Here is a 22,988-nt window from a genome sequence, read left to right on the forward strand (position 1 = left end):
CATTGCCGCACGCGAGTCACTATTCGGCGGCGTTCCTGGTCACGGACGGTTCGACATCGTCGTCGCGCTTCGTTGCCGTCCAGCTCGACAGCGCATTCGAGAATCGGTCGAGATAGAGATACACGACCGGCGTCGTGAACAGCGTGAGCGCCTGGCTCACGATCAGGCCGCCGACCATCGCATAGCCGAGCGGCTGACGGATTTGCGATCCCGTTCCGGTGCCCAGCATCAGCGGGACGCCGCCGAGCAGCGCCGCCATCGTCGTCATCACGATCGGGCGGAAGCGCAGCAGGGCCGCTTTCCGGATCGATTCACGCGGCGACCGATGCTCCTCGCGTTCGGCGGCGATCGCGAAGTCGACCATCATGATGCCGTTCTTCTTCACGATCCCGATCAGGAGGATGATGCCGATCAGCGCGATCAGGCTGAAATCGAACCCGAACGCCATCAGGATCGCCAGCGCGCCGACCCCCGGCCGATGGCAGCGTGGACAGGATCGTGAGCGGATGGATGTAGCTCTCATAGAGCACGCCGAGGATCAGGTAGACCACGACCAGCGCGGCCAGGATCAGCAGCGGCACCGAGCTCAGTGACTGCTGGAAGGCCTGCGCGGTGCCCTGGAAACTCGAGCTGAGCGTGGCTGGAGCACCGAGATCGGCGACGGCGTTCTGGATCGCATCGGTGGCCTGGCCGAGCGCCACCCCTTGCGCGAGGTTGAACCTGATCGTGGTCGCAGGAAACTGTCCCTGGTGCGCGATCGCGAGCGGGCGCACCGGAATAGTGGTCCACTTGCAGAACACGGAGAGCGGCACCTCGTCCCCCGTGGTCGGCGACTTGATGTAGAGCTTGTTGAGCGTGTCGAGCTTGCCCTGCAATTCGGGGAGGATCTCCAGGATGACGTGATAGCTGTTGAGCTGGGTGAAGTATTGGGTCACCTGGCGCTGGCCGAACGCGTCGTACAGCGTGTCGTCGATCAATTGCGGCTGGATACCGAAGCGCGACGCGGTGTCGCGATCGATGGTCAGCGTCAGCGTCGTTCCCTCGGTCTGCTGGTCGGTGGCGACGTCGCGCAGTTCCGGTAGCGTCTTCATCCTGGCCAGAATCTTCGGCGCCCATTCGTTCAGCTCGTCGAGCTTTGCATCCTGCAGCGTGTATTCGAACTGCGTCCGCGTGGCGCGGCCGCCCAGCCGGACGTCCTGGGACGCCTGCATGTAGAGACGTGCTCCCTCGACCGCCTCGAGCTTCGGCCGCAGCCGCGCGATGATCTGCTGCGCATTCGCGTCGCGCTCCTCGCGCGGCTTCAGCGTGATGTACATGCGACCCGAATTCAGCGCGGTGCCGCCGCCGCCGATGAACTCGGCCATGCTCTCCACCGCGGGATCGGCCCGAACGATCCTGCTGAGTTCTTCCTGGTGCTGCTCCATGTCGGCGAAAGAGATATCCTGGGCCATCTCCGACACCGCGTTCAGGAAGCCATTGTCCTGTTGCGGGAAGAATCCCTTCGGAATGATCAGGAACAGATAGACCGACAGTGCGACCGTCGCGAAGAAGATGCAGAGCGTGGTCCGGCTCCAGCTCAGCGCCCGATCAAGCCCTCGCTCATAGGCATGCAGCATCCTGTCGAATGCCGCCTCGCTCCATTGGTAGAGCCGGCCGTGCCTGGTTTCGCCATGCGCGCGCAGGAAGCGCGATGCCATCATCGGCGTCAGCGTCAGCGACACCACCAGGGAGACGAAGATCGCCATCGCCAGGGTCACCGCGAATTCGCGGAACAGTCGGCCGATCACGCCACCCATCAGCAGCAGCGGGATCAGCACCGCGATCAACGAGATACTGATGGACAGGATGGTAAACCCGATCTCGCCGGCGCCCTGCAATGCCGCGGCGAGCGGCAGCGCGCCCTGCTCGACGTATCGCGTGATGTTTTCCAGCATCACGATGGCATCGTCGACCACGAAGCCGACGGCGATCGTCAGTGCCATCAGCGAAAGGTTGTCGAGCGTGTAGCCGAACACCCACATCAGCGCGCAGGCGCCGAGCAGCGCGAGCGGCACGGTCACGGCGGGAATCACCGTCGCCCAGAAGCTGCGCAGGAACAGGAAGATTACCATGACGACCAGAACGATGGTGATGAGCAGCGTGATCTGCACGTCCTCGACCGCGGCGCGGATCGTCAATGTCCGGTCGCTGATGATCTTGATCTTGATGGCGGGCGGAATCGCGGCGACGAGCCTTGGAAGCTGCTCCTTGATCCTGTCGACCGTTCCGATGACGTTGGCGCCGGGTTGCTTGAAGATGACGAGGAACACGCCGCGTTTGCCGTCCGCCCAGGCGACCCGCTTCATGTCCTCCGACCCGGCGACGGCCTGGCCGATGTCGCGAATCCGCAACGGGCCGCCGTTGCGGTAGGCGATGATCACGCCATTCCAGTCCTTGGCATCCAGCAACTGATCGTTGGCGTAGATCGTGTAGGCACGGCTCGTGCCGTCGATGTTGCCCTTCGGACTGTCGACCGTCGTGATCGCGACCTGGCCGCGGATATCTTCCAGCGAGCGCCCCTTGGCGACCAGCTTGGCGGGATCGATCTGCACGCGGATCGAAGGCTTCTGCTGCCCGCCGATGAACACCTGGGCGACGCCCGAGATCTGACTGATCTGCTGCCCGAGCTGGGCGTCGACCGCGTCGCTCACGGTGATGAGGGGCAGGGTGTCCGAGGTCGCCGACAGCAGCAGGATCGGCGAGTCCGCCGGGTTGACCTTGCGATAGGTCGGCGGCGTCGGCAGGTTCTTGGGCAACTGGCCACCTGCGGCATTCATCGCCGCCTGGATGTCATTGGCGGCGCCGTCGATGCTGCGGTTCAGATCGAACTGAATGGTGACTGCGGTCGACCCGAGCGAACTCGTCGAGGTCATCTGGGCAATGCCCGGAATCTGCGCGAATTGCCGCTCCAGCGGCTGCGCAACCGAGGAGGCCATGGTCTCCGGGCTGGCGCCGGGCAGACTTGCGGAGATCTGGATGGTCGGAAAGTCGACTTGCGGCAGCGGCGCGACCGGCAACAGGGGATAGGCGACCATTCCGACGAACAGAATGCCGGCCATCAGCAGCGAGGTGCCGATCGGGTAGCGGATAAACCGAGATGAGATGCTCTCGTTCATTTCTGCGATCCAAATGAACGGCAGGCGCATCTTTTCCCGAAGGTCGGGAGTCGTCCTCGAAAGCTCGAGCGCGAACGCGCGTTTTCCTCGCCATGGCCAATCGGCAGATCGCGGAGCTGCCTCCGCGTCTACCTGTTTTTTGCCAGCATAATCATTCCGGGGCATGCCGCGCGAATGGAAACGTCGGATCGCACATTCGACGTTCGTTCAATGGCCGGAATTCGCGTGCCGTTATCGCCGTTTGGGAAGCGTCAAAAATGTCGCTGGCGCAGAATATGTCGTGGGACGACATATTATTGCGCGCGCGGTTGGCTCGACGCCACGAGGGGGCGTTATGATTGTTCAGCCGCGGCTTGTCCAATGCAACTTGCTCGTGCAGCGGTCCTAGGCGATGTCGAACTCGTCCTGCATCCTGGTCACGATGTCGCGAAGTTCCTTTTCCTTCGCCTCGTCCAGGGCGGTCTCGCGGGTGCCGCCGAGATCCCAGCTCGGCGTATAGCCCTTGAGCCGGATCAGCTTCAGGCCAGTGACACCGGATCGTCTTTCCAGCTCGGCCGTGATCTCGTGCTGCATTTGAAGCGTCTTCATCGCGCACCTCCGGGAACGCTATTCCGCTCAACAGGACAGCCAGCATCATGTTCCTCGCGAGCCCGCGCCGGATGTGTGTCCCGCCGTGCAGGAACGTGCGCCTTGCGGTCCACGTTGCTTCCGGTCGAACCAGGAAAGGACCTCACATGAAGAAACTGGCAACGATCGGATTGGCTGCGGCCGTGATGCTGTCGACATCGCTCGCCTTCGCGCAGGGTGGCGGCGGCGGTGGGGGCGGCGCCGGTGGCGGATCGGCCGGCGGTGCGAGTGCAGGCGCGGGGACCGGAAGCTCCGGCACAGGAACCGGCACCGGCGGCACCACCGGGATGGGAACCGGCTCGGGAATGAGCAATCCGCCCGGCAGCACGACCGGGAACATGAACAACCCAGGCACCTCGACGCCGAACTACTGGACCGACCCAAACAACAATTCCGCGACCGGGACCGGGACCTCAAACCTTCCCGGCAACAACAGCGGAACGCGGACCAATCCGCGATGATCGCGAAAGCCTCGCCTCAGCGCGGGGTTTTTCATTACGGTCGCGTTCGGCGACGAAAGAGCCCGGCGCGATGGCCGGGCTGGATCGCGAATATGAACAGATATGTATGTACCAGGCTTGGCAATGCGACGATCTAACCGAATGCCAACCTGATCGTCTGTGCACTTTAGCACACTTGCGCGGCCACCGTGCTCAGCGACCGCAGCCATCGCATCCGGCGCGGGCTTATGCGGCTCATATGCCGTAGAGCCCGCGGCGCTCTCGAATTCATATCCCGCCCTGAAGATATTGAGCCCGACGCAGACGCTCTCGCGTGCAGGCCAGACCGTTGAGGTTCGGCCGCGAGCGCGGCAGCGAACCGAAAGGTGATGTCATGTCTTCGCTTCAGATTGCTATCGGCGACCGGATCATCGAGCCGATGATCGCGCTTGCCGGCTGCACGACGCAACAGCGCATCGTCGTGGCCGGCACGAGGAGCATGGAATTGATGTTCGAGCTGCAGCGGCGCGGCTACGCGCGCGCGGCGGCGTCGGGCAATTGCGGCCGCCCCGCCGGTCAGTACGACGTTGCGCTGGTCGATTGGCGGCGGCGCACGCTTCTCTCGCTCGAGCCGGCGCTGGACTGGTTGACGAATGTCCTTAGCGCCCGTGCGGTGCTGGTGGTGTGGGTCGATGCCCAGAAGCCCTCGGCCAACCAAAGCCTGCGGGCGTCGCTGGAGCGGCGCGGCTTCGTCGTCGAGCAGGGCATCGTGCATCAGTACGGCTGCGCGCTGTCGGCACGGAGGTCGCAAGCCCATCCGCTGCAGCTTGCGGCCTGACGCGCTGAACGCGGCTTATCGCGAGGGGAAATCACCATGTCCAAGGTGCGACGCGCCGTGATCCGCGAATGGATGTTGCTGGCGCGCGAGAAACGGCAATCCAGCGAGCAGGCGGCCGCCTTTGCAACGGCGTCGCTGCAGCGGCACGACCTGCCGCGCAGCAGCCGTCGAACACCGCATGAAATCATCATGCGGTGGCTGCGGCCACGCACCGGACGTCCTTGAGCGGTGGCCGCCGCCATCGTGGGGCGGGCGGCAATCAACAGCAGAGCGATCGATGCGTGCCCATGAGTTTGAGCTGCCCCCGCATGCGCCTCGCGGCGCGGAGGATCTTGTTGCCGAAATCGCGAGGTCAACGTCCGACGCTGCGGCCCGCAGCGCCGCGGCGCTCGCGCTGGTGTATTGCGACATCATCGCGGGCGAGGGACCCACGGTGGCCGGCCGGGCGCATTTCTCGCGAACGATCGACGCCGCCGACGCCGCGCTATGTGCGCGCATCCTCTGTGCCGCCGGTCGCGCCGGACATTCGGTCAGTCGCGCCGAAGCCGACGCGCTGTTCGCAATCGATGCGGTCGGGAGCGAACGGGTCGATGACGGACGTTTCGACGACCTGCTTGCCAAGGCGGTGCTGCATCATCTGATGGGCGCCGCCGGCACAACCATTCCCGGCCGCGAGCAGGCGCTGGCCCGCGACAATCCGCTGGATGACTGGGGGGCGGCGATCGTGCTGGCTGCGGAACCGCGATCCTGGCTCGCCGGTCATCTTGACTGGATGAAGCCGTCATCCCCCGCCGCGCGCACCATCGATGCGGTGCTTCATGTCAATCCGGCAGGACCCCGGCTGCCGCTCGGCATCCTCTTCAACATGGAGGCCTGAACAAGCATAGCCCGTTGAGCCAACGGGTCGCGTGATGGCCCGCCGATGACAGGCTCCGCGACATCCGGGGCAGTCGGTCCCGCATGTCGCTGCGCGCATGCGGGCTACGATGGGTAAGGTCAGCGCGACGGCTTTGGGTTGGCTTTCTTCGCAGGCTTTGCCGTTGTGCCGACCGGCTGCACCCGCAAGCCGTCCACGAATACGTCCAACAGCCGGAGCGCAGTGGTCTGCCAGCCGGGCTGGTCGTGCATGTAGCACATGCCGATCAGCGCCCGCAGCACGTCCTCGGCGCTGATGTCGCCACGGATCGCACCGGCCGCGACCGCGCGCGCGAGCAGGGTGCCGATCGCCTTGGTCAGGCGGTCGAACGAATAGGCGTGCAGCTCGGTCGAGCCGTGAGCGACCAGCGCCAGTGCTGCGACCATGCCCTTCTTGGTGGCGACGAATTCCACGTTAGCGCGCAGCCAGCGCCGCAGCGCCTCGACCGGCTCGGGCGCGCATTGCAGTTGCTCGGCCAGATCGCCGAGCTGCTCGACCTCGCGGCGGTAGACCGCCTCATAGAGCGCTTCGCGCGTCGGGAAGTGGCGATAGAGCGTGCCGATGCCGACGCCGGCATGGCGCGCCACCGCCTCGAGACTCGCCTCGCTGCCGCCGGCCGAGAACACGGCCTTGGCCGCTTCCAGCACGCGCTCGCGATTGCGCACGGCGTCGGCGCGGGGCTTGCGTGCAATTTCTGGTGATCGAGCGGCCATCGCTTTTTCTTTTCACCCTCCCTTGTAAACGGAGGATGCCTCCGTATATGGCGACCAGCAACGGGCCTGACAAGGCGCGCCGATCCTGCATCGGCGGCCACGGGCTTCCGTTGCCTCGATTCAAACCGACCATACACGGATCGGAGCCCTGCATGAATCTCCCACTCAGCCTCACTATCAACGGTGTCCGCCGGGAAATTGCCCTCGACGACCCCCGCGTAACCCTGCTCGACCTGTTGCGCGAGCGGCTCGACCTCACCGGTACCAAGAAGGGATGCGACCGCGGCCAGTGCGGCGCGTGCACCGTCCTGGTCGACGGCCGCCGCATCAATTCCTGCCTCGCGCTTGCCGTCAGCCATGACGGCGCCGAGATCACAACCATCGAAGGCGTCGCGCGCGGCGACCAGCTGCATCCGGTGCAGGCCGCCTTCATCGCCCATGACGGCTTCCAGTGCGGCTTCTGCACGCCGGGCCAGATCATGAGCGGCATCGGCCTGATCCAGGAAGGCCAGGCCGGCGACGATCCGGAGCGCGTGCGCGAATGCATGAGCGGCAATCTGTGCCGCTGCGGGGCCTATCAAGGAATCACCGAGGCCGTGCTCGAGGCGCAGGCCGACATCAACGCGACCAAGCAGAGGCGCTCCGCATGATGAACTTCGATTATGTCAGGCCGGCCAGCGTCGCGGACGCGATCGCGGCGGCATCCGAGAAGGGCGCGAGCTATTTCGCCTCCGGCACCAATCTGCTCGACCTGATGAAGGGCGGCGTCAGCCGGCCGAGCCTTCTCGTCGACGTCACGCGTCTGCCGGGGCTCGACCGCATCGAGCATCTGGCCGACGGCGGCTTGCGGATCGGCGCGCTAGTGCGCAATGCCGATCTCGCGCATGACGCGGAGTTTGCGCGCGACCATCCGGCGGTCGCCGAGGCGTTGCTGTCTGGCGCGTCGGCCCAGCTGCGCAATGCCGCGACCGTCGGCGGCAACCTGATGCAGCGAACGCGCTGCGCCTATTTCTACGACGCCGGCAGCGCCTGCAACCGGCGCTGGCCGGGCGCCGGCTGCGACGCGCTGAAGGGCGAGAACCGCCTGCACGCGGTGCTCGGCTGGAGCGAGGGCTGCATCGCAACCCATCCGTCGGATTTCTGCGTGCCGCTGGTCGCGTTCGACGCCGTCGTCGAGATCGAGGGCAAGACCGGCCGGCGCGAGCTGCCGCTCGAGGCGCTGCACCGTCTGCCGGGCGAGACGCCGGAGCGCGAGACCGCGCTGGAGCGCGGCGACCTGATCGTCGCGCTGCGGCTACCGGCCGAAGCGCAAGGCTTCTCCGGGCATGCCCGCTACATCAAGGTGCGCGAGCGCACGTCCTACGCGTTCGCGGTGGTCTCGGCCGCGGCCGGCTTGCGCATCGAGGATGGAAAGATCCGCGAGGCGCGGCTGGCGCTCGGCGGCGTCGCGGCAAAGCCGTGGCGAGCGCGCGAGGCCGAGCAGGTGCTCGCGGGCGCCGCGCCGGATGCGGCGACCTATCGCGAGGCGGCGCGCGCCGCGCTCGCGGGCGCAAAACCGTCCGGCGACAACGCCTTCAAGATCGAGCTCGCGCAGCGCATCGTCGTGCGCGCGCTCACCCTTGCTGCTGCAGGCACGCCGGATCGCATTCCCGCGCTGCCGGGCTCTCCCTTCTCATCCGTTGCAGGAGCGTAACGCATGACGGCTGAACTCAATCTGACCCGCGACCCCGCCCATCTCAGGCACGGCTCGAATATCGGCCAGCCGCTGACCCGCACCGACGGCACGCTGAAGGTGACCGGCAAGGCCCGCTATGCCGCCGACAATCATCCGCCCGGCATGGTCTATGCCGTGATCGCGACCAGCTGCATCGCGCGCGGCCGCGTCACCGCGCTCGACGTCGCCGCCGCCAAGCGCCACCCCGGCGTCATCGACGTGATGACGCCGGCGCACAAGCCGGAGCTCGCCGAAGACCCCGACGCCAAGGGCAATCCGTTCGCCTTCCGCATGGAGCTCTTGCAGAGCGACGAGGTGCGCTACGCCAACCAGGCGATCGCGGTCGTGATCGCCGAGACGCTGGAGGCCGCCACCGAAGGCGCCGCGCTGCTGTCGCCGCGCTATCAGGTCGAGATCGCGCGTGTCGGTCTCGACGCCGGCGAAGCCTACGCGCCGCCGGTGGTCGGCATCGGTAATCCCGCCGAAGTCCGGCACGGCGATATCGATGCTGGCCTTGCCGCTGCGTCGAAGCGGATCGACGCAACTTACGAGACGCCCGCGCAGTACCACAACGCGATGGAGCCGCACGCGATCGTCGCGGTGTGGGACGGCGACCGCCTGTTCCTCGACACGCCGAGCCAGGGCATGGCGATGGCGCAGATGCGGATCGGCGGCCTGTTCGGCGTTCCGCCCGGCAACATCCACATCAACAGCCCGTTCCTGGGCGGCGGCTTCGGCTCCAAGGGCCTGGTCTCCGGGCCGCAGGTGCTTGGCATCATGGCGGCGAAGCTTGTCGGGCGTCCGGTTAAGCTGGTGCTGCGGCGGAGCCAGATGTACGGCCCGGTCGGCCATCGTCCGCAGACCCGCCAGCGCATCCGGATCGGCACCGGTGACGACGGCCTGCTGACCGCGCTCGATCACGAGGCGCGCGTCACGACGTCGAGCTTCGACGATTTCTACGAGCCGGCGGCGGACGCCTCGCACACGCTCTATGCCAGCCCGGCGATCCGCACCGCGCATGAGGCGGTGCGCGTCGACACCGGCACGCCGCTGTTCATGCGCGCGCCGGGCGAGGCTACCGGATCGATCGCGCTGGAAAGCGCGATCGACGAGGCGGCGTTCGCCTGCGGCATCGATCCCCTGGAATTCCGGCTGAAGAATTATGCCGAGGTCGAGCCGACCACCGGCAAGCCGTTTTCCTCCAAGGCGCTGCGGCAGTGCTACGCCAAGGCCGCCGACCGTTTCGGCTGGGCGCGGCGTCCGCTGCAGCCGCGGCAGATGCGCGACGAGAACGGCTTTCTGGTCGGCTGGGGCATGGGCTCCGCGACCTTCCCGGCGCTGATGTTCCAGGGCAATGCCCGGGCCGTGATCCGCGCCGACGGACGCGGCGTGATGGAGAGCGGCGCGCATGACATGGGGCAGGGCGCCTGGACCGCGCTCACGCAAATCTCGGCCGATGCGCTCGCGCTCGATCTCGGGCAGATCTCGTTCCTGTCGGGCACGTCGGACCTGCCGGATGCCGGCATCGCCGGCGGCTCCGCGCACACCGCAACGGTCGGTGCCGCGATCCACAATGCCGGTGCGGCGGTGATCGCAAAACTCGCCGAGCTTGCGACCTCCGATGAGCGCTCGCCGCTGTTCGGCGCCGGCAATGCCGGCGTGGTGGCGCGGGCCGGGCGGCTCCATCGCCGCGACGATGACGCGCGCAGCGAAAGCTACGCCGAGATCTTGGCGCGCGCTGGCGTTGCCGAGGTCGAGGCCTCCGGCACGGGTGCGGCCGATCCGGCGGCGCAATCGCAATATGCGATGCACGCGCATGGCGCTGTCTTTGCTGAGGTGAAGGTCGATCCGGAGCTCGGCCAGATCCGCGCCACGCGGCTGGTCGGCGCGTTCGCCGCAGGGCGCATCATCAATCCGTTGATGGTGCAGAGCCAGCTGCGCGGCGGCATGATCTGGGGCCTCTCGTTCGCGCTGCACGAGGAGGCGGTGATGGACAAGAGGTCCGGCCGCATCCTGAATGCGAACCTTGCCGAGTATCATGTGCCCGTGAATGCCGACGTGCCGCCGATGGAGGTGATCACGGTCGACGAGCACGATCCCCATGTGAACCCGCTCGGCATCAAGGGCGTCGGCGAGATCGGCATCACCGGCAGCGCCGGCGCCGTTGCCAACGCCGTCTTCCACGCCACCGGCATCCGCGTGCGGAATTTCCCGATCAAGATCGAGGAAGTGGCGATGGGGTTGAGGTGATGCGGCTCGACGTGAGGGCTCCATAATAACAGGTGTCGTCCCGGCGAAAGCCGGGACCCATTACCACGAATGTGAGTTATGGCAGGACGCTGGGGCCGCTTCCCCTTCGACAATCAAGATTGGTGGTAATGGGTCCCGGCCCCCGTGCGCAATTGCGCACTAGGCCGCGACGACGCTGGATGGTTTTCGCCGGGACGACGGCGGAGGGAGATGGGCCGTCACCCCGCCGCCGTCACGCAATTCACCCACAGCACCACGGCCTTCGCATCGCGCGCGGGATTGGAGAACCGGTGCGGCCTTCGGCTCGCGAATCTGAAGCTGTCGCCCTGCTTTAGCGTCCAGGTCTCCGTGTCCACCGTCAGCGTCATCTCGCCCTGGAGCACGAGGCCGGCCTCTTCGCCGTCATGGGTATAGAACTCGTCGCCGGTGTTGCCGCCGGGCTCGAGATGCACCAGGAACAAGTTGAGCCGGCTCTCGCTGCCGGCCGGGCTCAGCAGCTGCTTTGAAATTCCGGTGCGCCACAGCTTCAGCTCGGCGCGCTGGACCTCGCGGGTCACGACGCCGCCGGCGCTGTCATCCTTCGGCGTCGCGCCGAACAGCGCGGCGATGCCGACGCCGAGTACGTCGGCCAATGTCGCCAGCACGCGCAGCGAGGGCGACGACAGGCCGCGCTCGATCTGGCTGATGAAGCCGATCGACAAATCGGTGCGCGCGGCGACCACCTCCAGCGACATTTCCTTGCTGCGGCGCACGTCGCGGATGCGGCGTCCGACCGCGAGATCCATCGCCGGCTCCGCCGGCTTGCCGGCCGGTTTCTTCACCGGTTTCCTGGCCGGTTTCTTGGCCGCGCGGCGTGCCGTCGCGGGCCCTGCTGCCGCGCCTTTACGCATTCTGTTGCCGCCGCTCACGTCAGTTCGCTTCCTTCATGTGCATGAAAACCGCTTGCATTGGCCGCGGTTTCGTGACCACAATTTCATATTGGTGAAAATAGGCCGGAACGGCGTCGACCGCAACCAAAAGCCCGAAACCGCGCGGGCGATGCGGCGCCAAGGCCAGCTTCGGGAGGTGTTGCGATGTCGTTTCAGCGTCTCGTCCAGGCCGCGGTGGCGGCGCTTGCCCTTGCCTTGATCGCGCCGTCAGGGGCGCAGCAGGTGCTGAAGGTCGGCTCGACCCCGACCGGCATTCCCTTCACCTTCCTCGACACCAAGTCCAACTCGATCCAGGGCATCATGGTCGATCTCGCCACCGAGATCGGCAAGGACGCCGGCTTTACCGTGCAGATCGAGCCGATGCAGTTCTCGGCGCTGATTCCCTCGCTGACCGCGAACAAGATCGACATCATTGCGGCCGCGATGTTCGCCACCGCCGCGCGCAAGGAGGTGATCGACTTCTCCGAGCCGGTCTACACCTACGGTGAAGGTTTGGTGGTGCCGAAGGCCGACACCAAGGCCTATGCCTCGCAGGAGGATCTGAAGGGCACCGTGGTCGGCGCCCAGGTCGGTACTGCCTTTGTCGACGCGCTGAAGAAGACCGGGCTGTTCAGCGAGGTCAAGGTCTACGATACCATTCCCGACATCCTGCGCGACGTAAATGCCGGCCGCCTCAAGGCCGGCTTCGCCGACTATCCGATCCTCGCCTACAATCTGCAGCAGGGCAATTTCGCCGACGTCCGTTTGGTCGACGGCTACAAGCCGGTCACCGTCGGCACCGTCGCGATCGGTGTCCGCAAGAGCGACACGGAGCTGCTCGCGAAGATCAATGCCTCGCTCGCCAAGCTGAAGGCGAACGGCACGATCGCAAAGACCCTGGAAAAGTGGGGCCAGAAGGCCGGCGGGTCGTGAAAGCCATTGCGTCGAGGGGCCTTTAGGTGACCCGTCATCCTGAGGAGCGGCGTCTTCGCCGCGTCTCGAAGGATGCACGGCCCGGCTGGTGGCCGTCGACCCTTCGAGACGCGCTCCTCGGGAACAATATTCGAGCGTGTGTCGGGACGGGATAAATTTAGCCGATGCAAAAATTCTTTCATGACGCCGTCGAGTTCGTGCCGATCCTGCTGCAGGGTGTCTGGCTGACCATCGTCGTCACCGTCGGCTCGCTCGTCCTTTCGACCGTGCTCGGGCTGGTGTGGGCCTTGATGCGGGTGTCCGGCATCGGCGTCCTGGTCGGGCTCAGCGCCTCGTTGATCAACGTGATCCGCGGCATCCCGATCATCGTGCTGCTGTTCTACATCTACTTCGTGATGCCAGATTTCGGCATCGCGCTGTCGGCGTTGCAGGCCGCGATCATCGGGCTCGGTATCGCCTATTCGGCCTATCAGGCGGAAAATTTCCGCGCCGGCATCGAGGCGATCGACAAGGGGCAGATCGAGGCGGCGCAGACCATCGGGATGGGCTGGTGGCTCACCATGCGCCGCGTGGTGCTGCCGCAGGCGGTCAGGATCATCCTGCCGCCCTACGGCAATATCATGATCATGATGCTGAAGGATTCCTCGCAGGCGTCCACCATCACGGTGGCCGAGCTGGCGCTGCAGGGCAAGCTGATCGCCTCCTCGACCTTCAAGAACACCAGCGTGTTCACGCTGGTGGCGCTGATGTACCTCACCATGAGCATCCCGCTCATCCTGCTGGTTCGGCACTTCGAGAACAAGGCGAACCGCAAATGATCGAGCTCCGCGACGTCCACAAGAGCTTTGGCAAGGTCGAGGTGCTGAAGGGCATCACCGCCTCCGTCGCCAGGAGCGAGGTGGTCTGCATCATCGGCCCGTCCGGCTCCGGCAAGTCGACCATCCTGCGCTGCATCAACGGGCTCGAGAGCTACGATCGCGGCGAGATCAGCGTCGAGGGTGCGCGCGTCGACAGCAATGACCGCTCGATCGTGGCGATCCGCACCCAGGTTTCGATGGTGTTCCAGCGCTTCAACCTGTTCCCGCATCGCACCGCCCTCGAGAACGTCATCGAGGGACCGCTTTATGTGAAGAAGGAGCCGCACGAGCAGGCGATTGCCCGCGGCCGCGCGCTGCTCGCGCAGGTCGGGCTCGCCGACAAGGCCGAGGTGCACCCGCCAAAACTCTCCGGCGGACAGCAGCAGCGCGTCGCGATTGCGCGGGCGCTGGCGATGCAGCCGAAGGCGATCCTGTTCGACGAGCCGACCTCCGCGCTCGATCCGGAGCTGGTCGGCGAGGTGCTGTCGGTGATGCGCAAGCTCGCCGACGACGGCATGACCATGGTCGTCGTCACCCACGAGATGGGTTTTGCCCGCGACGTCGCCGACCGCGTGCTGTTCATCGACGGCGGCGTCATCGTCGAGCAGGGCGCCGCCAAATCCGTCCTCAACCAACCCCAGCACCCGCGCACCCAGGATTTCCTGCGCCGCGTGCTGCATCCGCTGTGATCAGGTCACTTGAAATGAACGCGCCAATCCGCCTGCCGCTGCCACCGAGCCTCTATGCCGACGCCGCGGTGCAGGCGACGCCGACGCCTCCGCTGACGTCGGACAAGAGCGTGTCGGTCGCGATCATCGGCGGCGGCTTCACCGGCCTGTCGACCGCGCTGCACCTCGCCGAGCAGGGCGTGCTGGCGATCGTGCTCGAAGCGCAGGAGCCGGGCTGGGGCGCCTCCGGCAACAATGGCGGGCAGACCAATCCGGGACTGAAGCACGACCCGGATCAGATCGAACGGGATTTCGGCGCCGATCTCGGCCGCCGCATGATCGAATTCTCCTACGGCACCACCAACTTCACGCATGACTTGATCCGCCGCTACCAGATCCCCTGCGAGGCCAGGCAGAACGGCACGCTGCGCGCCGCCTACAACGAGGCCAGCGCAGCGGCGATCGCGACCACGGCGAAGCAGTGCATCCGGCGTGGCATGCCGGTGAAGCTGCTCGACGCCGCCGAGATGCGCCAGATGACCGGCAGCGACCGTTACCTCTGCGCCATGCTGGATGCGCGCGGCGGCGACCTGCATCCGCTGAGCTATGCCCGCGGGCTTGCGCGCGCCGCGATCGGGGCCGGCGTCGCCGTCCATGGCGAGACCCCGGCGCTGCGGCTGCGCCGCGACGGCGGCCGCTGGCGGATCGAGACGCCGCGCGCGGTCGTGCTCGCCGACAAGGTGCTGCTCGCGACCAACGGCTTTACCGATGATCTCTGGCCGGCGCTTCGCCGCAGCATCGTGCCGGTGTTCTCGTCGATCGCGGCGACCGCGCCGCTGTCCGAGGCGATCGCGCGCGCGATCATGCCGACCCGGCCGGTGCTCTACGAAAGCGGTCACATCACGGTCTATTACCGCATCGACCAGCACAATCGGCTCTTGATGGGCGGCCGCGGCCCGATGCGCTGGATCAGCAAGCCGACCGACGTCGCCTATCTGATCCGTTACGCCGAGCGGCTATGGCCGCAGCTCAAGGGCGTCAGCTGGACCCACGGCTGGAACAGCCGTCTTGCCATCACTGCCGATCACTACCCGCATGTCCATGAGCCCGCGGAGAATTTGCTGATCTCGCTCGGCTGCAACGGCCGCGGCGTCGCGCTCTCGACCGCGATGGGCGCACAGCTGGCGCGCCGGCTGATCGGCGGCCCCAAGGCCGAGATCGACATGCCCGTGACCGGCATCAAGCCGATCCCGATGCACGCCTTCTGGCGGGTCGGCGTCATCACGGCCGTGCTGACCGGCCGGGTGCGGGACCGCCTTGGTGTGTGAGGCATTTAACACAATTACAGAATGTGCTGGGCTAATCTCGCGCGTCGGATATATTCGCAGTCTTTACTGAAAGGCTGTTCATGCAGTGCGAGCGATGCGGCCGCGCAAACCGGGCTGGCAACGATTATTGTGAAGATTGCGGTGCGCCATTAGGCCTCAAATGTGACTCCTGTCAGCATGTGAACGGGCCCTCCAGCCGCTTCTGCGGCCGCTGCGGCACCGCGCTCGCCGCGGGCAGCGTCCGTCCCGACGCGCCCTCGCAGCGGCTGCTGCGTTCGCTGAGCACCAAGGGCGGCGAACGCAAGAACCTCACTCTGCTGTTTGCCGATATCCGCAACTCGACCAATCTGATCGACAGCCTCGGCGATCCCGAACTCGGAATGCGGCGGCTGGAGCCGGTGCTCGACCTGATGAAGGAAGCCGTCCACCGCTACGACGGCATCGTCAACAAGATCCAGGGTGACGGCGTCATGGCGCTGTTCGGCGCGCCGCCGCGCCCGCATGAAGATCATGCGGTCCGCGGCTGTCTCGCCGCGCTCGCCATGCAGGATTCGGTGGCCAGGCTCGCCGATCCCGGCATGCAGATCCGGGTCGGGCTGCACACCGGCGAAGTCGTCGTTCAAACGGTGGAAAACACAATCTATCAGACCTACGACGCCGCCGGCGCCAACGTCCATATCGCCAACCGGATGGAGCAGATGGCCGATGAGGGGGCGATCCTCATCACGCGGGACACCTATCTCGGCGCCAGGCAATTCGTCGAGGTCATGCCGCTCGGCATGCAGACCATTCGCGGCATCTCCATGCCGGTGGAGGTCTTTCGGCTGACCGGGCTGCTCAGCGCGCCCGCCAGCGACGTTTTTCGCAGCGGCCGCCGCCTGACCTCGATGGTCAACCGGACCGAGCAGATGGCGGCGTTGGAGCATGAGCTGTCGCGTGCAGTTGGCGGCGACGGCCGGGTCGTCGGCATGGTCGGCGACGCCGGCATCGGCAAGAGCCGGCTCTGCTTCGAGTTCGCCGAAAACTGCCGCCGCAAGGGCATTCGCGTCTACGAGGCCCGCGTGCTGGCGCATGGCCGCGCAACACCGTTCCAGCCCGTGCTCGAGCTGTTGCGCGACATCTTCGGCATCCGCGCCAAGGAGCCGATCGAGACATCCCGGCGTCGCGTCATCGACCGTTTTGCCGAGATGGCCGCGTCGGAGCAGGAATTGCTGGTGCTGCTCGAATTCCTCGGGCTTGCCGATCCGGCGTATCCGGCACCGAAGCTCGATCCGCGCGCGCTGCGGCTGCAACTGCTCGATCTCGTTCGAACCTTGGTGCATGCGCGCCCCGGCGACACGCCGGCGGTCGTCATGATCGAGGACCTGCACTGGATCGACGCCGCGAGCGAAGAGTTCGTCGAGACGCTGGTCGATGCCATCGTCGGCACCGCGACGTTGCTGGTGGTCAATTTCAGGCCGGGCTTCACGGCACCTTTCATGCAGCGGTCGCACTACCGTCAGATCGCAATCCCGCCGCTGCCGTGGTCCGATTCGAACGAGCTGCTCCGCGAGCATTTCGGCAGGCATCCCTCGCTCGCCTCGCTGAGCAGCAACGTCATCGAACGCGCGCAGGGCAATCCGTTCTTCATCGAGGAGCTTGCCAACACCGTCGTGGAGCGCGGCAATGTCGAGGGCGAACGCGGCAACTACCGGCTCAAGCATGGCGTCGATGCGGTGCCGCTGCCCGCGACGGTGCAGGCCGTCGTGGCCGCCCGCATCGATCACCTCGAGGATATCGCCAAGCAGGTGCTGGAGACGGCGGCCGTGATCGGCCGGCTGGTCGCGATGTCGGTGCTGCGTCCGGTCGCGGCGTTGCCGAACGACGATTTGCAGAACGCCATCGCGCAGCTGCGCCAGGCTGAACTGCTGTACGACCTGCCGCCCTACGACAAGGGACTGCTGGCGTTTCGCCATCCATTGATCCAGGAGGTCGCCTACGCAACCCAGTTGCGGTCGCGGCTGACCACGCTGCATGCGACTGTCGCCAAGGCCATCGAGGGCTTCGACTGGGGCAAGCTCGACGAGTTTGCCGGGCTGCTCGCCTATCACTACGAGGCCGCGGGCCAGCCGCTGGAGGCGGTCACCCATTTGCAGCGTGCGGCGCGCTGGATCGGCAAGACCAACTCCGCCGAGGCAATGAAAAGCTGGAAAAAGGTTCGCGCCCTGCTGCAGGACCAGCCCCCGTCCGAATATGTCGATCGGTTGCGAGCGATGTCGAGCGGCCAGATCCTCAACTTCGGCTGGCGTGAGGGGATGTCCGCCGAAGAGGTCAAGCCCTACGCCGAAGAGGCTATCAAATACGCACGCGCGGCGGACCCGGTGCACGAGCCGATCCTGCTCGGCGCCTACGGCAGGATCCTGGCCGCGACCGCGGCCGCCGACGATTATGTCAATCTCGTGCAGGACGCCTTGAAGCTCACTTCCGGCACCGGGGACGTCGGACGGTTTGCGACGGTCAATGCGATGCTGAGCCAGGCGTTCTTCCTGTCGGGTCGTCTTGCCGAGGCGCTCGACGCCGGGCAGGTGGCGGTTGCCGCGATTGCCGAGCAGGGCGGTTTTCACAACAACGTCACACTCGGCCTCAACCCGAACCAGATTCTCGGCTTCGACGTCGAGCACTGGATCAGGTGTCTCGGCACCAGAATTCTGGTGCGGCTCGGCCGGTTCGACGAAGCCGAACGGCGGATCGCCGAGGTGCTGCGGGCCGAGCCGGAGCGCTTCGCCGCCGTCGTGCAGTTCATTCCGCATTTTGCGATGGTGGAGATGGGCTGGAGCCGCGGCCGGCCGGAACTGGCCAAGCCGCATGCGGCGAGGATCGCCGAACTGGCCGAGCAGTCCGGCACGCCCTATCTGCGGGTCGCGGCGCTCGCCAGCGCCGGCCTCGCCAGCGGCGCCGCGGGCGATTTCAAGGTTGCCGCCGCCCAGCTTCAGGAAGCGATCGACTTTGCGCGCTCTGCGCGAGCCGGCCTCGAATTCGAGGCGCGCATGCTGGCGGATCTGGCCGAGGCGCTCTATCGCGCCGCCGACCACCATGCGGCCCTGCAAGCGGTGGACGAGGCGCTAATGGTCGCGCGGCGAAGGACCGATCGCGTCGCCGAGTTGCACGCGACCGTGCTGCGCGGCCTGATCATTTGCGCCTTGGGCAGCACGTCACATGAGGAGCTTGACGAGATTGTCGGCGGCGCTCAGAATCTGCTCGATGTCTCGGGGGCAGTCTATTTCACACCACAACTCGATCAGCTTCGATTGCATCTTGAGCGACGCTAGACGCGACGATTTTTCATTTCTGGAAACAAGGTACTGAGGGGGTTTTAATGGGACGGATGATTCAAGACGATACGACGCGCGATGTCCTTGATCTGCTGAACAAGCGGTTTGGTCCCAGCGGGATCATGGAGATGGTGGAGCTGCAAAAGGAGTTCGACATCTTCTCTCCCAATCATCCCCTCGAACAGTCGTTCCGGCTGATCGGGATCGAGCCGGCCGACCGGGTCGAGCGGAAGCGCTGGTATACTTTCCTCGGCACGCTGAAGGACTATCCTTCCGATCAGCCCAATGTGAGTGGATACAAGCGGGTGGTCCAGGCGTTCCGACAGGCGCTCACGCAGGGTCCGTATCTGCCGGTGCTGGTTAGCGTTCACGCCATGAAGGAAAATCCGAAGGTGACGTTTGCAGCCGATGGCCATACGCCGCTGATCTACTCGACCCAGTCGTATCGGGTTCTGTCGATCCCGACCAAGCCAAGCCAGGTCGCCCGCAAGGAGCTTGCTGCGATGGCGAAGCAGCGGCGGGCCAAAGCCAAGAAATGAGCAAGACGTGAGCATCGCAGCGGAGACCGCAGGTGTCGGCGCCGAAGGCGACCGGGCGCGGTTCTCCGACCTCTATGCCGATGTCGAATCCTACTACAGCGCGCGGGTCGCCAAATACGGCGCCACCCCGCGCGGAGTGGACTGGTCCTGCCAGGCCACCCAGGACCTGCGCTTCGTCCAGTTGCTGAAGCTCTGCGACTTCTCCGCACCGTTCAGCCTGAACGACATCGGCTGCGGATACGGCGCGCTGTGCGCCTATGTCGCAAGGCGCCATCCGCAAGCGGAGATCGACTATCTCGGGATCGACCTGTCGCTCGCCATGGTCAGCCGCGCGCGCCGCCGTTTCTCGGCGCCGGGGCGCCGCTTCAAGGTCGGCAAGGGCGGCCTGCGTCGCGCGACCTATTCGGTCGCGAGCGGCGTCATGAATGTCGATGTCGGCGGCTGCCGCCGATCCTGGGAGGCATTTGTCGCCGGGATGCTGGCCGACCTGCGCCGCGCCAGCCTGCGCGGCTTCAGCGTCAACTTCGTTACCGGCGGGACGGAAGGCACGGCGGCCGCCGATGCGTCGCCGGTGCAGCTCTATTGCACCAGCCCCGAGGCGTGGATCGATTATTGCGAACGCGAGCTTGGCTGCACCGTCGAGACCGTCGACGGCTACGGACTGAACGAAGTCACCCTGCTGGCGCGATGTAGGGATTGCTGATCGGGCTGCGGACTATCGCTTGTCCAGAATCCGCAACTCGGCCGTGGCGCTGGCGACCGTCACATCGCTGGCGTCGATCAGATCGGCTTCGACGATCATGTCGCGGTCGGTCTGCGAGATGACCTTCGCCTTGGCCGTGATCGGGCCGACGCGCGCCGGTTTGAGAAACCGCGTGGTGAGGGTCCTCGTCACGACGGTCCGCGTTGCGGGCAGCGCTGCGAGGGCGCCGAGACCGGTGGCTGAATCCAGCATCGCGGCAAGGAAACCGCCCTGGATCGTTCCATGGCGGTTGGTGAACAAGGGTTGCGCCTCGAAACGGACTGTGGCGATTTCACCGTCGAAGCCAAGCCACTCGCGCCCAAGAAGTTGCGCGCCGGGCGGCACGTCTGCGCTTGCTTCACTCAAGCCGGTCACCGCAATTGTTGTCGGTCCAAAAGTATCAGCCCGTCTGGCTCATGCAATAAACTCGGTGTCGTCCCTGCCTAGTGCGCAATTGCGCACGGGAGCAGGGACGACGACCTCAATGAACCGCGCGACTTGCCGTCACCCCTCCGCGACCGCATCGCCCCAGGGCTGGAACGGCTCGGTGACGCCGCTGTTGGTGGCGCCGTCGCGCAGCACGACGCTCGGGCAGGCGAACTTCATCGGCAGGGTCTGGATGCGGGCTTCCTCGAAGTCGAAGCGGCCGCGCAGCGCCTCGCGCACGCTCGCGGGCAGGCGCTTGTCGCCGATCACCACGGCGCCTTCGCTGGCGTCGATCCGGGGCTGGTGGATCGCGGCGTCGAGATCCATGCCGAAATCCATCACGAAGGAGAGCAGTTGCGACACGGCCGGCAGGATGCGGCGGCCGCCCGATGCGCCGGCGGCAAGCGTGCGGCCGTCGGCGGCCTGCGCCACGACCGGCGTGTAGTTGGTCAGGCAGCGCTTGCCGGGCGCGAGCGAGTTCGGATTGCCTTGCGTCGGATCGAACCACATGATGCCGTTGTTCATGGTCAGCCCGGTGTTCGGCGTCACGAATTTGGAGCCGAAGGTCGACAGCAGCGTCTGCGTCACCGCGGCCATGTTGCCGTCGCGGTCGACCGCGGAGAAATGCGTGGTGCAGCTTGGCGCGATTGCTTCGGCGCCGAGCGCGCGCCGGCCATCGACGTCGCCCATGTCCTTCAGGCGCTCGCGATAGGCGGCTTGCAGCGCCTCGGCATAGGCTGCGTAGGCCGCCGCATCCGGACCGCCCTGCGCGGGCGCCAGCGCCTTTTGCAAAAGGCCGAGCGTGCGCGCCATGGTCGGACCCGCGGTCAGCTCCGGCGTCGCATAGACCGTGCCGCCGCGATACGGAATTTTCAACGGCTCGCGCAGATGGGCGCGGAAGGCGGCGAGGTCGCGCACCGACAGCGCGCCGCCGGCGGCCTGGATGTCGTCGGCGATGCTGCGCGCCAGATCGCCCTCGTAGAAATCGCGCGGGCCGGCCGCGGCGAGCTGCGCCATCGTGGCCTTCAGCCTGTCCTGCGGCATGCGGACCACCGACCTGATGCCCCATTGCGCATTCGGCGGCAGGCCATCTTGCAGATACGCCGCCGCGCTGGCGGGATAGCGCCGCAGATCGGCCGCGGAGCTTGCGATCATCGCGGTGGTCCACCAATCGACCAAAAGGCCGTCGCCGGCGAGCTTGACGCTCGGCGCCAGCAGATCCTTCCACGCCATTTTGGCGTGGCGGCGATGCGCTTCCTCCATGCCGGCAACGACGCCGGGCACAGCGATCGAGCCGGGGCCGTGCAGGTTGCGGTCGTCCTTGACCCGCGCCCAGGGGAACAGGTCGGAGGCCGCACCGCCAGTCAGCGGATAATCCTCGATGCGCAGGCCGTCGGGTGCGCGCATGCCGTAGTCGATCACCTCGACGCGGTTCTCCTTGGCGCGATAGAGCACCATCGCGCCGCCGCCGCCGGCGCCGCTCATCCAGGGCTCCACGACGCCAAGCGCGAAGGTGGTTGCGATCACGGCGTCGACGCAATCGCCGCCATCAGCCAATACCTCCGCGCCGACCTCGGCCGCCCGGCGCGACTGTGCGGCGACGATGCCACCCTTGGCGCTGACGGCCGGCTTGCGGATCACTTGCGAGTTGGAGAACTGGTCGGACATGGCGTTGCTTTCGCTGTTCTTGTTGCGGGTGGGACACGTTGGCGTAGCATGCCAAGCATGGCACTGTCAGTGCAACAACAAGAACCAATTTCAGGGAGCGGAAAATGACTGGTGTGAAGCGTGAACGGGACGGCAAGGTCGGCATCCTGACGCTCAACGATCCCGCGAGCCTGAACGCCATGACGCCGGAACTGCTCGGCGATCTCGCGCGCGCCGTCGGCGAGATGAGCCTCGATCCGGACATCCGCGCGCTGGTCCTGACCGGGGAGGGACGCGGCTTCTGCTCCGGGCAGAACCTCAAGGCGTTCCAGTCGCTCGGCGACAATATCTACACCGGCGTGATGAGGCATTATTGGCCGGCGATGCAGGCCTTGCGCGAATGCCGCGTGCCGGTGGTGGTCGCGGTCAACGGCGTCGCGGCCGGCGGCGGCTTCAGCCTCGCGATGTCCGGCGACATCATCCTGGCGGCGCGCTCGGCGAGCTTCATCCAGGTGTTCAGCCGGATCGGCCTGGTGCCCGATCTCGGCTCGACCTGGCTGTTGCCGCGCCTGATCGGCCGCCAACGCGCGCTCGACCTGATGCTGCTGAACGAGCCGCTGCCGGCCGAGCGGGCCAAGGAGTGGGGATTGGTGCGCGACGTGGTCGACGATGCCAAACTGCTCGACGAGGCGAAGGCGCTCGCCGGTCGTCTCGCGGACGGACCGACGCGCGCGCTGGTCGCGACGCGACAGCTGCTCGAGGAGAGCGAGCACGCCAGCTACGCCGATCAGTTTCGCCGCGAGATCGAGCTCCAGCAGGTGATCCGCGAGAGCGCCGACGCGAAGGAAGGCCGCCAGGCCTTCGTCGAGAAACGCAAGGCTCAGTTCACGGGACGCTAGTCTTACTGAGTCAGAAAGCCGCGATCTGGAGGGTTGAGAATCGCATATTAAGGGAGATTCAACGTGGTCGAGGAGGC

General features: G+C 66.2%; 20 protein-coding genes and 1 pseudogene. 15 read left to right on the plus strand and 6 right to left on the minus strand.

Annotation, left to right across the window (positions count from 1 at the left end):
• Nucleotides 1-19: 19 nt before the first annotated feature.
• Both Q2M23_RS08795 and Q2M23_RS08800 read right to left on the minus strand, forming a co-directional pair.
• Nucleotides 20-3,155, minus strand: a pseudogene (locus tag Q2M23_RS08795) (efflux RND transporter permease subunit).
• A 384-nt stretch (nt 3,156-3,539) separates the two neighbouring features.
• Complete coding sequence (locus Q2M23_RS08800; protein ID WP_016844551.1) at nt 3,540-3,743, minus strand: hypothetical protein; 204 nt, start codon at nt 3,741-3,743, stop codon at nt 3,540-3,542.
• A gap of 146 nt (nt 3,744-3,889) precedes the next feature.
• Between Q2M23_RS08800 and Q2M23_RS08805 the strand changes: the two genes are divergently transcribed.
• The 4 genes from Q2M23_RS08805 (at nt 3,890) to Q2M23_RS08820 (ending at nt 5,937) form a co-directional block, all read left to right on the plus strand.
• Nucleotides 3,890-4,243, plus strand: a complete 354-nt coding sequence (locus tag Q2M23_RS08805) for a hypothetical protein (RefSeq protein WP_057015179.1) — start codon at nt 3,890-3,892, stop codon at nt 4,241-4,243.
• Between the two features lie 373 nt (nt 4,244-4,616).
• Nucleotides 4,617-5,060, plus strand: coding sequence for a hypothetical protein (locus Q2M23_RS08810; RefSeq protein WP_253607315.1), 444 nt, complete (start codon nt 4,617-4,619; stop codon nt 5,058-5,060).
• 36 nt (nt 5,061-5,096) lie between these two features.
• Nucleotides 5,097-5,285: a hypothetical protein gene (locus Q2M23_RS08815; RefSeq protein ID WP_057015177.1), complete on the plus strand. Its 189-nt coding sequence runs from the start codon at nt 5,097-5,099 to the stop codon at nt 5,283-5,285.
• Nucleotides 5,286-5,337: 52 nt separating this feature from the next.
• Nucleotides 5,338-5,937, plus strand: coding sequence for a hypothetical protein (locus tag Q2M23_RS08820; protein ID WP_253625707.1), 600 nt, complete (start codon nt 5,338-5,340; stop codon nt 5,935-5,937).
• 119 nt (nt 5,938-6,056) lie between these two features.
• On the opposite strand, the gene Q2M23_RS08825 is transcribed toward Q2M23_RS08820, so the two are convergent.
• Nucleotides 6,057-6,689, minus strand: a complete 633-nt coding sequence (locus tag Q2M23_RS08825; protein WP_076824361.1) for a TetR/AcrR family transcriptional regulator — start codon at nt 6,687-6,689, stop codon at nt 6,057-6,059.
• A gap of 152 nt (nt 6,690-6,841) precedes the next feature.
• Between Q2M23_RS08825 and Q2M23_RS08830 the strand changes: the two genes are divergently transcribed.
• From Q2M23_RS08830 to Q2M23_RS08840, 3 genes are read left to right on the plus strand one after another with little or no spacing between them, the layout of a single operon-like run.
• Nucleotides 6,842-7,339: a (2Fe-2S)-binding protein gene (locus tag Q2M23_RS08830; RefSeq protein WP_057015174.1), complete on the plus strand. Its 498-nt coding sequence runs from the start codon at nt 6,842-6,844 to the stop codon at nt 7,337-7,339.
• The gene (locus Q2M23_RS08835; protein WP_316395336.1) at nt 7,336-8,382 is read left to right on the plus strand and encodes a xanthine dehydrogenase family protein subunit M; all 1,047 of its coding nucleotides are present in this window, start codon (nt 7,336-7,338) and stop codon (nt 8,380-8,382) included. The genes Q2M23_RS08830 and Q2M23_RS08835 overlap by 4 nt, the downstream gene beginning before the upstream one ends.
• A 3-nt stretch (nt 8,383-8,385) precedes the next feature.
• A complete protein-coding gene (locus tag Q2M23_RS08840) occupies nt 8,386-10,653 on the plus strand; it encodes a xanthine dehydrogenase family protein molybdopterin-binding subunit (RefSeq protein ID WP_316395337.1) in 2,268 nt (755 codons plus the stop codon).
• 218 nt (nt 10,654-10,871) lie between these two features.
• On the opposite strand, the gene Q2M23_RS08845 is transcribed toward Q2M23_RS08840, so the two are convergent.
• Nucleotides 10,872-11,543 carry a cupin domain-containing protein gene (locus Q2M23_RS08845; protein ID WP_316395338.1) on the minus strand — a complete coding sequence of 224 codons (672 nt, stop codon included), beginning with the start codon at nt 11,541-11,543 and terminating at the stop codon, nt 10,872-10,874.
• A gap of 183 nt (nt 11,544-11,726) precedes the next feature.
• Here Q2M23_RS08845 and Q2M23_RS08850 point away from each other — a divergent pair, with 183 nt between their 5' ends.
• The 7 genes from Q2M23_RS08850 to Q2M23_RS08880 all read left to right on the plus strand — a co-directional run bounded on the left by Q2M23_RS08850 (nt 11,727) and on the right by Q2M23_RS08880 (nt 19,900).
• Nucleotides 11,727-12,494, plus strand: coding sequence for an ABC transporter substrate-binding protein (locus tag Q2M23_RS08850; protein ID WP_316395339.1), 768 nt, complete (start codon nt 11,727-11,729; stop codon nt 12,492-12,494).
• A 164-nt stretch (nt 12,495-12,658) separates the two neighbouring features.
• The gene (locus Q2M23_RS08855) at nt 12,659-13,312 is read left to right on the plus strand and encodes an amino acid ABC transporter permease (RefSeq protein WP_057015170.1); all 654 of its coding nucleotides are present in this window, start codon (nt 12,659-12,661) and stop codon (nt 13,310-13,312) included.
• Complete coding sequence (locus Q2M23_RS08860; RefSeq protein WP_168856247.1) at nt 13,309-14,040, plus strand: amino acid ABC transporter ATP-binding protein; 732 nt, start codon at nt 13,309-13,311, stop codon at nt 14,038-14,040. The genes Q2M23_RS08855 and Q2M23_RS08860 overlap by 4 nt, the downstream gene beginning before the upstream one ends.
• Before the next feature lie 14 nt (nt 14,041-14,054).
• The gene (locus Q2M23_RS08865) at nt 14,055-15,347 is read left to right on the plus strand and encodes an FAD-binding oxidoreductase (RefSeq protein WP_316395340.1); all 1,293 of its coding nucleotides are present in this window, start codon (nt 14,055-14,057) and stop codon (nt 15,345-15,347) included.
• 80 nt (nt 15,348-15,427) lie between these two features.
• Nucleotides 15,428-18,655: an adenylate/guanylate cyclase domain-containing protein gene (locus Q2M23_RS08870; protein ID WP_076823719.1), complete on the plus strand. Its 3,228-nt coding sequence runs from the start codon at nt 15,428-15,430 to the stop codon at nt 18,653-18,655.
• Between the two features lie 47 nt (nt 18,656-18,702).
• Nucleotides 18,703-19,197 carry a hypothetical protein gene (locus tag Q2M23_RS08875; RefSeq protein WP_253638941.1) on the plus strand — a complete coding sequence of 165 codons (495 nt, stop codon included), beginning with the start codon at nt 18,703-18,705 and terminating at the stop codon, nt 19,195-19,197.
• A gap of 7 nt (nt 19,198-19,204) precedes the next feature.
• A complete protein-coding gene (locus Q2M23_RS08880) occupies nt 19,205-19,900 on the plus strand; it encodes a class I SAM-dependent methyltransferase (RefSeq protein WP_316395341.1) in 696 nt (231 codons plus the stop codon).
• Between the two features lie 12 nt (nt 19,901-19,912).
• Here the strand turns inward: Q2M23_RS08880 and Q2M23_RS08885 are convergent, their stop codons facing one another.
• Both Q2M23_RS08885 and Q2M23_RS08890 read right to left on the minus strand, forming a co-directional pair.
• Nucleotides 19,913-20,284, minus strand: coding sequence for a PaaI family thioesterase (locus Q2M23_RS08885; RefSeq protein ID WP_076823722.1), 372 nt, complete (start codon nt 20,282-20,284; stop codon nt 19,913-19,915).
• A 159-nt stretch (nt 20,285-20,443) separates the two neighbouring features.
• Nucleotides 20,444-22,033, minus strand: a complete 1,590-nt coding sequence (locus Q2M23_RS08890) for a gamma-glutamyltransferase (RefSeq protein ID WP_253638943.1) — start codon at nt 22,031-22,033, stop codon at nt 20,444-20,446.
• Nucleotides 22,034-22,137: 104 nt separating this feature from the next.
• Here Q2M23_RS08890 and Q2M23_RS08895 point away from each other — a divergent pair, with 104 nt between their 5' ends.
• Nucleotides 22,138-22,911 carry an enoyl-CoA hydratase-related protein gene (locus tag Q2M23_RS08895; RefSeq protein WP_026193208.1) on the plus strand — a complete coding sequence of 258 codons (774 nt, stop codon included), beginning with the start codon at nt 22,138-22,140 and terminating at the stop codon, nt 22,909-22,911.
• Nucleotides 22,912-22,988 lie beyond the last annotated feature (77 nt).

Source organism: Bradyrhizobium sp. 33ap4 (genome assembly GCF_032654765.1).
GTDB classification, from domain to species: Bacteria; Pseudomonadota; Alphaproteobacteria; order Rhizobiales; family Xanthobacteraceae; genus Bradyrhizobium; species Bradyrhizobium australafricanum.

Coding starts and splice junctions, on each gene's coding strand:
- Q2M23_RS08800 (WP_016844551.1), bottom strand. CDS start 3,743: ATGAAGACGCTTCAAATGCAGCACGAGATCACGGCCGAGCTGGAAAGA.
- Q2M23_RS08805 (WP_057015179.1), top strand. CDS start 3,890: ATGAAGAAACTGGCAACGATCGGATTGGCTGCGGCCGTGATGCTGTCG.
- Q2M23_RS08810 (WP_253607315.1), top strand. CDS start 4,617: ATGTCTTCGCTTCAGATTGCTATCGGCGACCGGATCATCGAGCCGATG.
- Q2M23_RS08815 (WP_057015177.1), top strand. CDS start 5,097: ATGTCCAAGGTGCGACGCGCCGTGATCCGCGAATGGATGTTGCTGGCG.
- Q2M23_RS08820 (WP_253625707.1), top strand. CDS start 5,338: ATGCGTGCCCATGAGTTTGAGCTGCCCCCGCATGCGCCTCGCGGCGCG.
- Q2M23_RS08825 (WP_076824361.1), bottom strand. CDS start 6,689: ATGGCCGCTCGATCACCAGAAATTGCACGCAAGCCCCGCGCCGACGCC.
- Q2M23_RS08830 (WP_057015174.1), top strand. CDS start 6,842: ATGAATCTCCCACTCAGCCTCACTATCAACGGTGTCCGCCGGGAAATT.
- Q2M23_RS08835 (WP_316395336.1), top strand. CDS start 7,336: ATGATGAACTTCGATTATGTCAGGCCGGCCAGCGTCGCGGACGCGATC.
- Q2M23_RS08840 (WP_316395337.1), top strand. CDS start 8,386: ATGACGGCTGAACTCAATCTGACCCGCGACCCCGCCCATCTCAGGCAC.
- Q2M23_RS08845 (WP_316395338.1), bottom strand. CDS start 11,543: ATGCGTAAAGGCGCGGCAGCAGGGCCCGCGACGGCACGCCGCGCGGCC.
- Q2M23_RS08850 (WP_316395339.1), top strand. CDS start 11,727: ATGTCGTTTCAGCGTCTCGTCCAGGCCGCGGTGGCGGCGCTTGCCCTT.
- Q2M23_RS08855 (WP_057015170.1), top strand. CDS start 12,659: ATGCAAAAATTCTTTCATGACGCCGTCGAGTTCGTGCCGATCCTGCTG.
- Q2M23_RS08860 (WP_168856247.1), top strand. CDS start 13,309: ATGATCGAGCTCCGCGACGTCCACAAGAGCTTTGGCAAGGTCGAGGTG.
- Q2M23_RS08865 (WP_316395340.1), top strand. CDS start 14,055: ATGAACGCGCCAATCCGCCTGCCGCTGCCACCGAGCCTCTATGCCGAC.
- Q2M23_RS08870 (WP_076823719.1), top strand. CDS start 15,428: ATGCAGTGCGAGCGATGCGGCCGCGCAAACCGGGCTGGCAACGATTAT.
- Q2M23_RS08875 (WP_253638941.1), top strand. CDS start 18,703: ATGGGACGGATGATTCAAGACGATACGACGCGCGATGTCCTTGATCTG.
- Q2M23_RS08890 (WP_253638943.1), bottom strand. CDS start 22,033: ATGTCCGACCAGTTCTCCAACTCGCAAGTGATCCGCAAGCCGGCCGTC.
- Q2M23_RS08895 (WP_026193208.1), top strand. CDS start 22,138: ATGACTGGTGTGAAGCGTGAACGGGACGGCAAGGTCGGCATCCTGACG.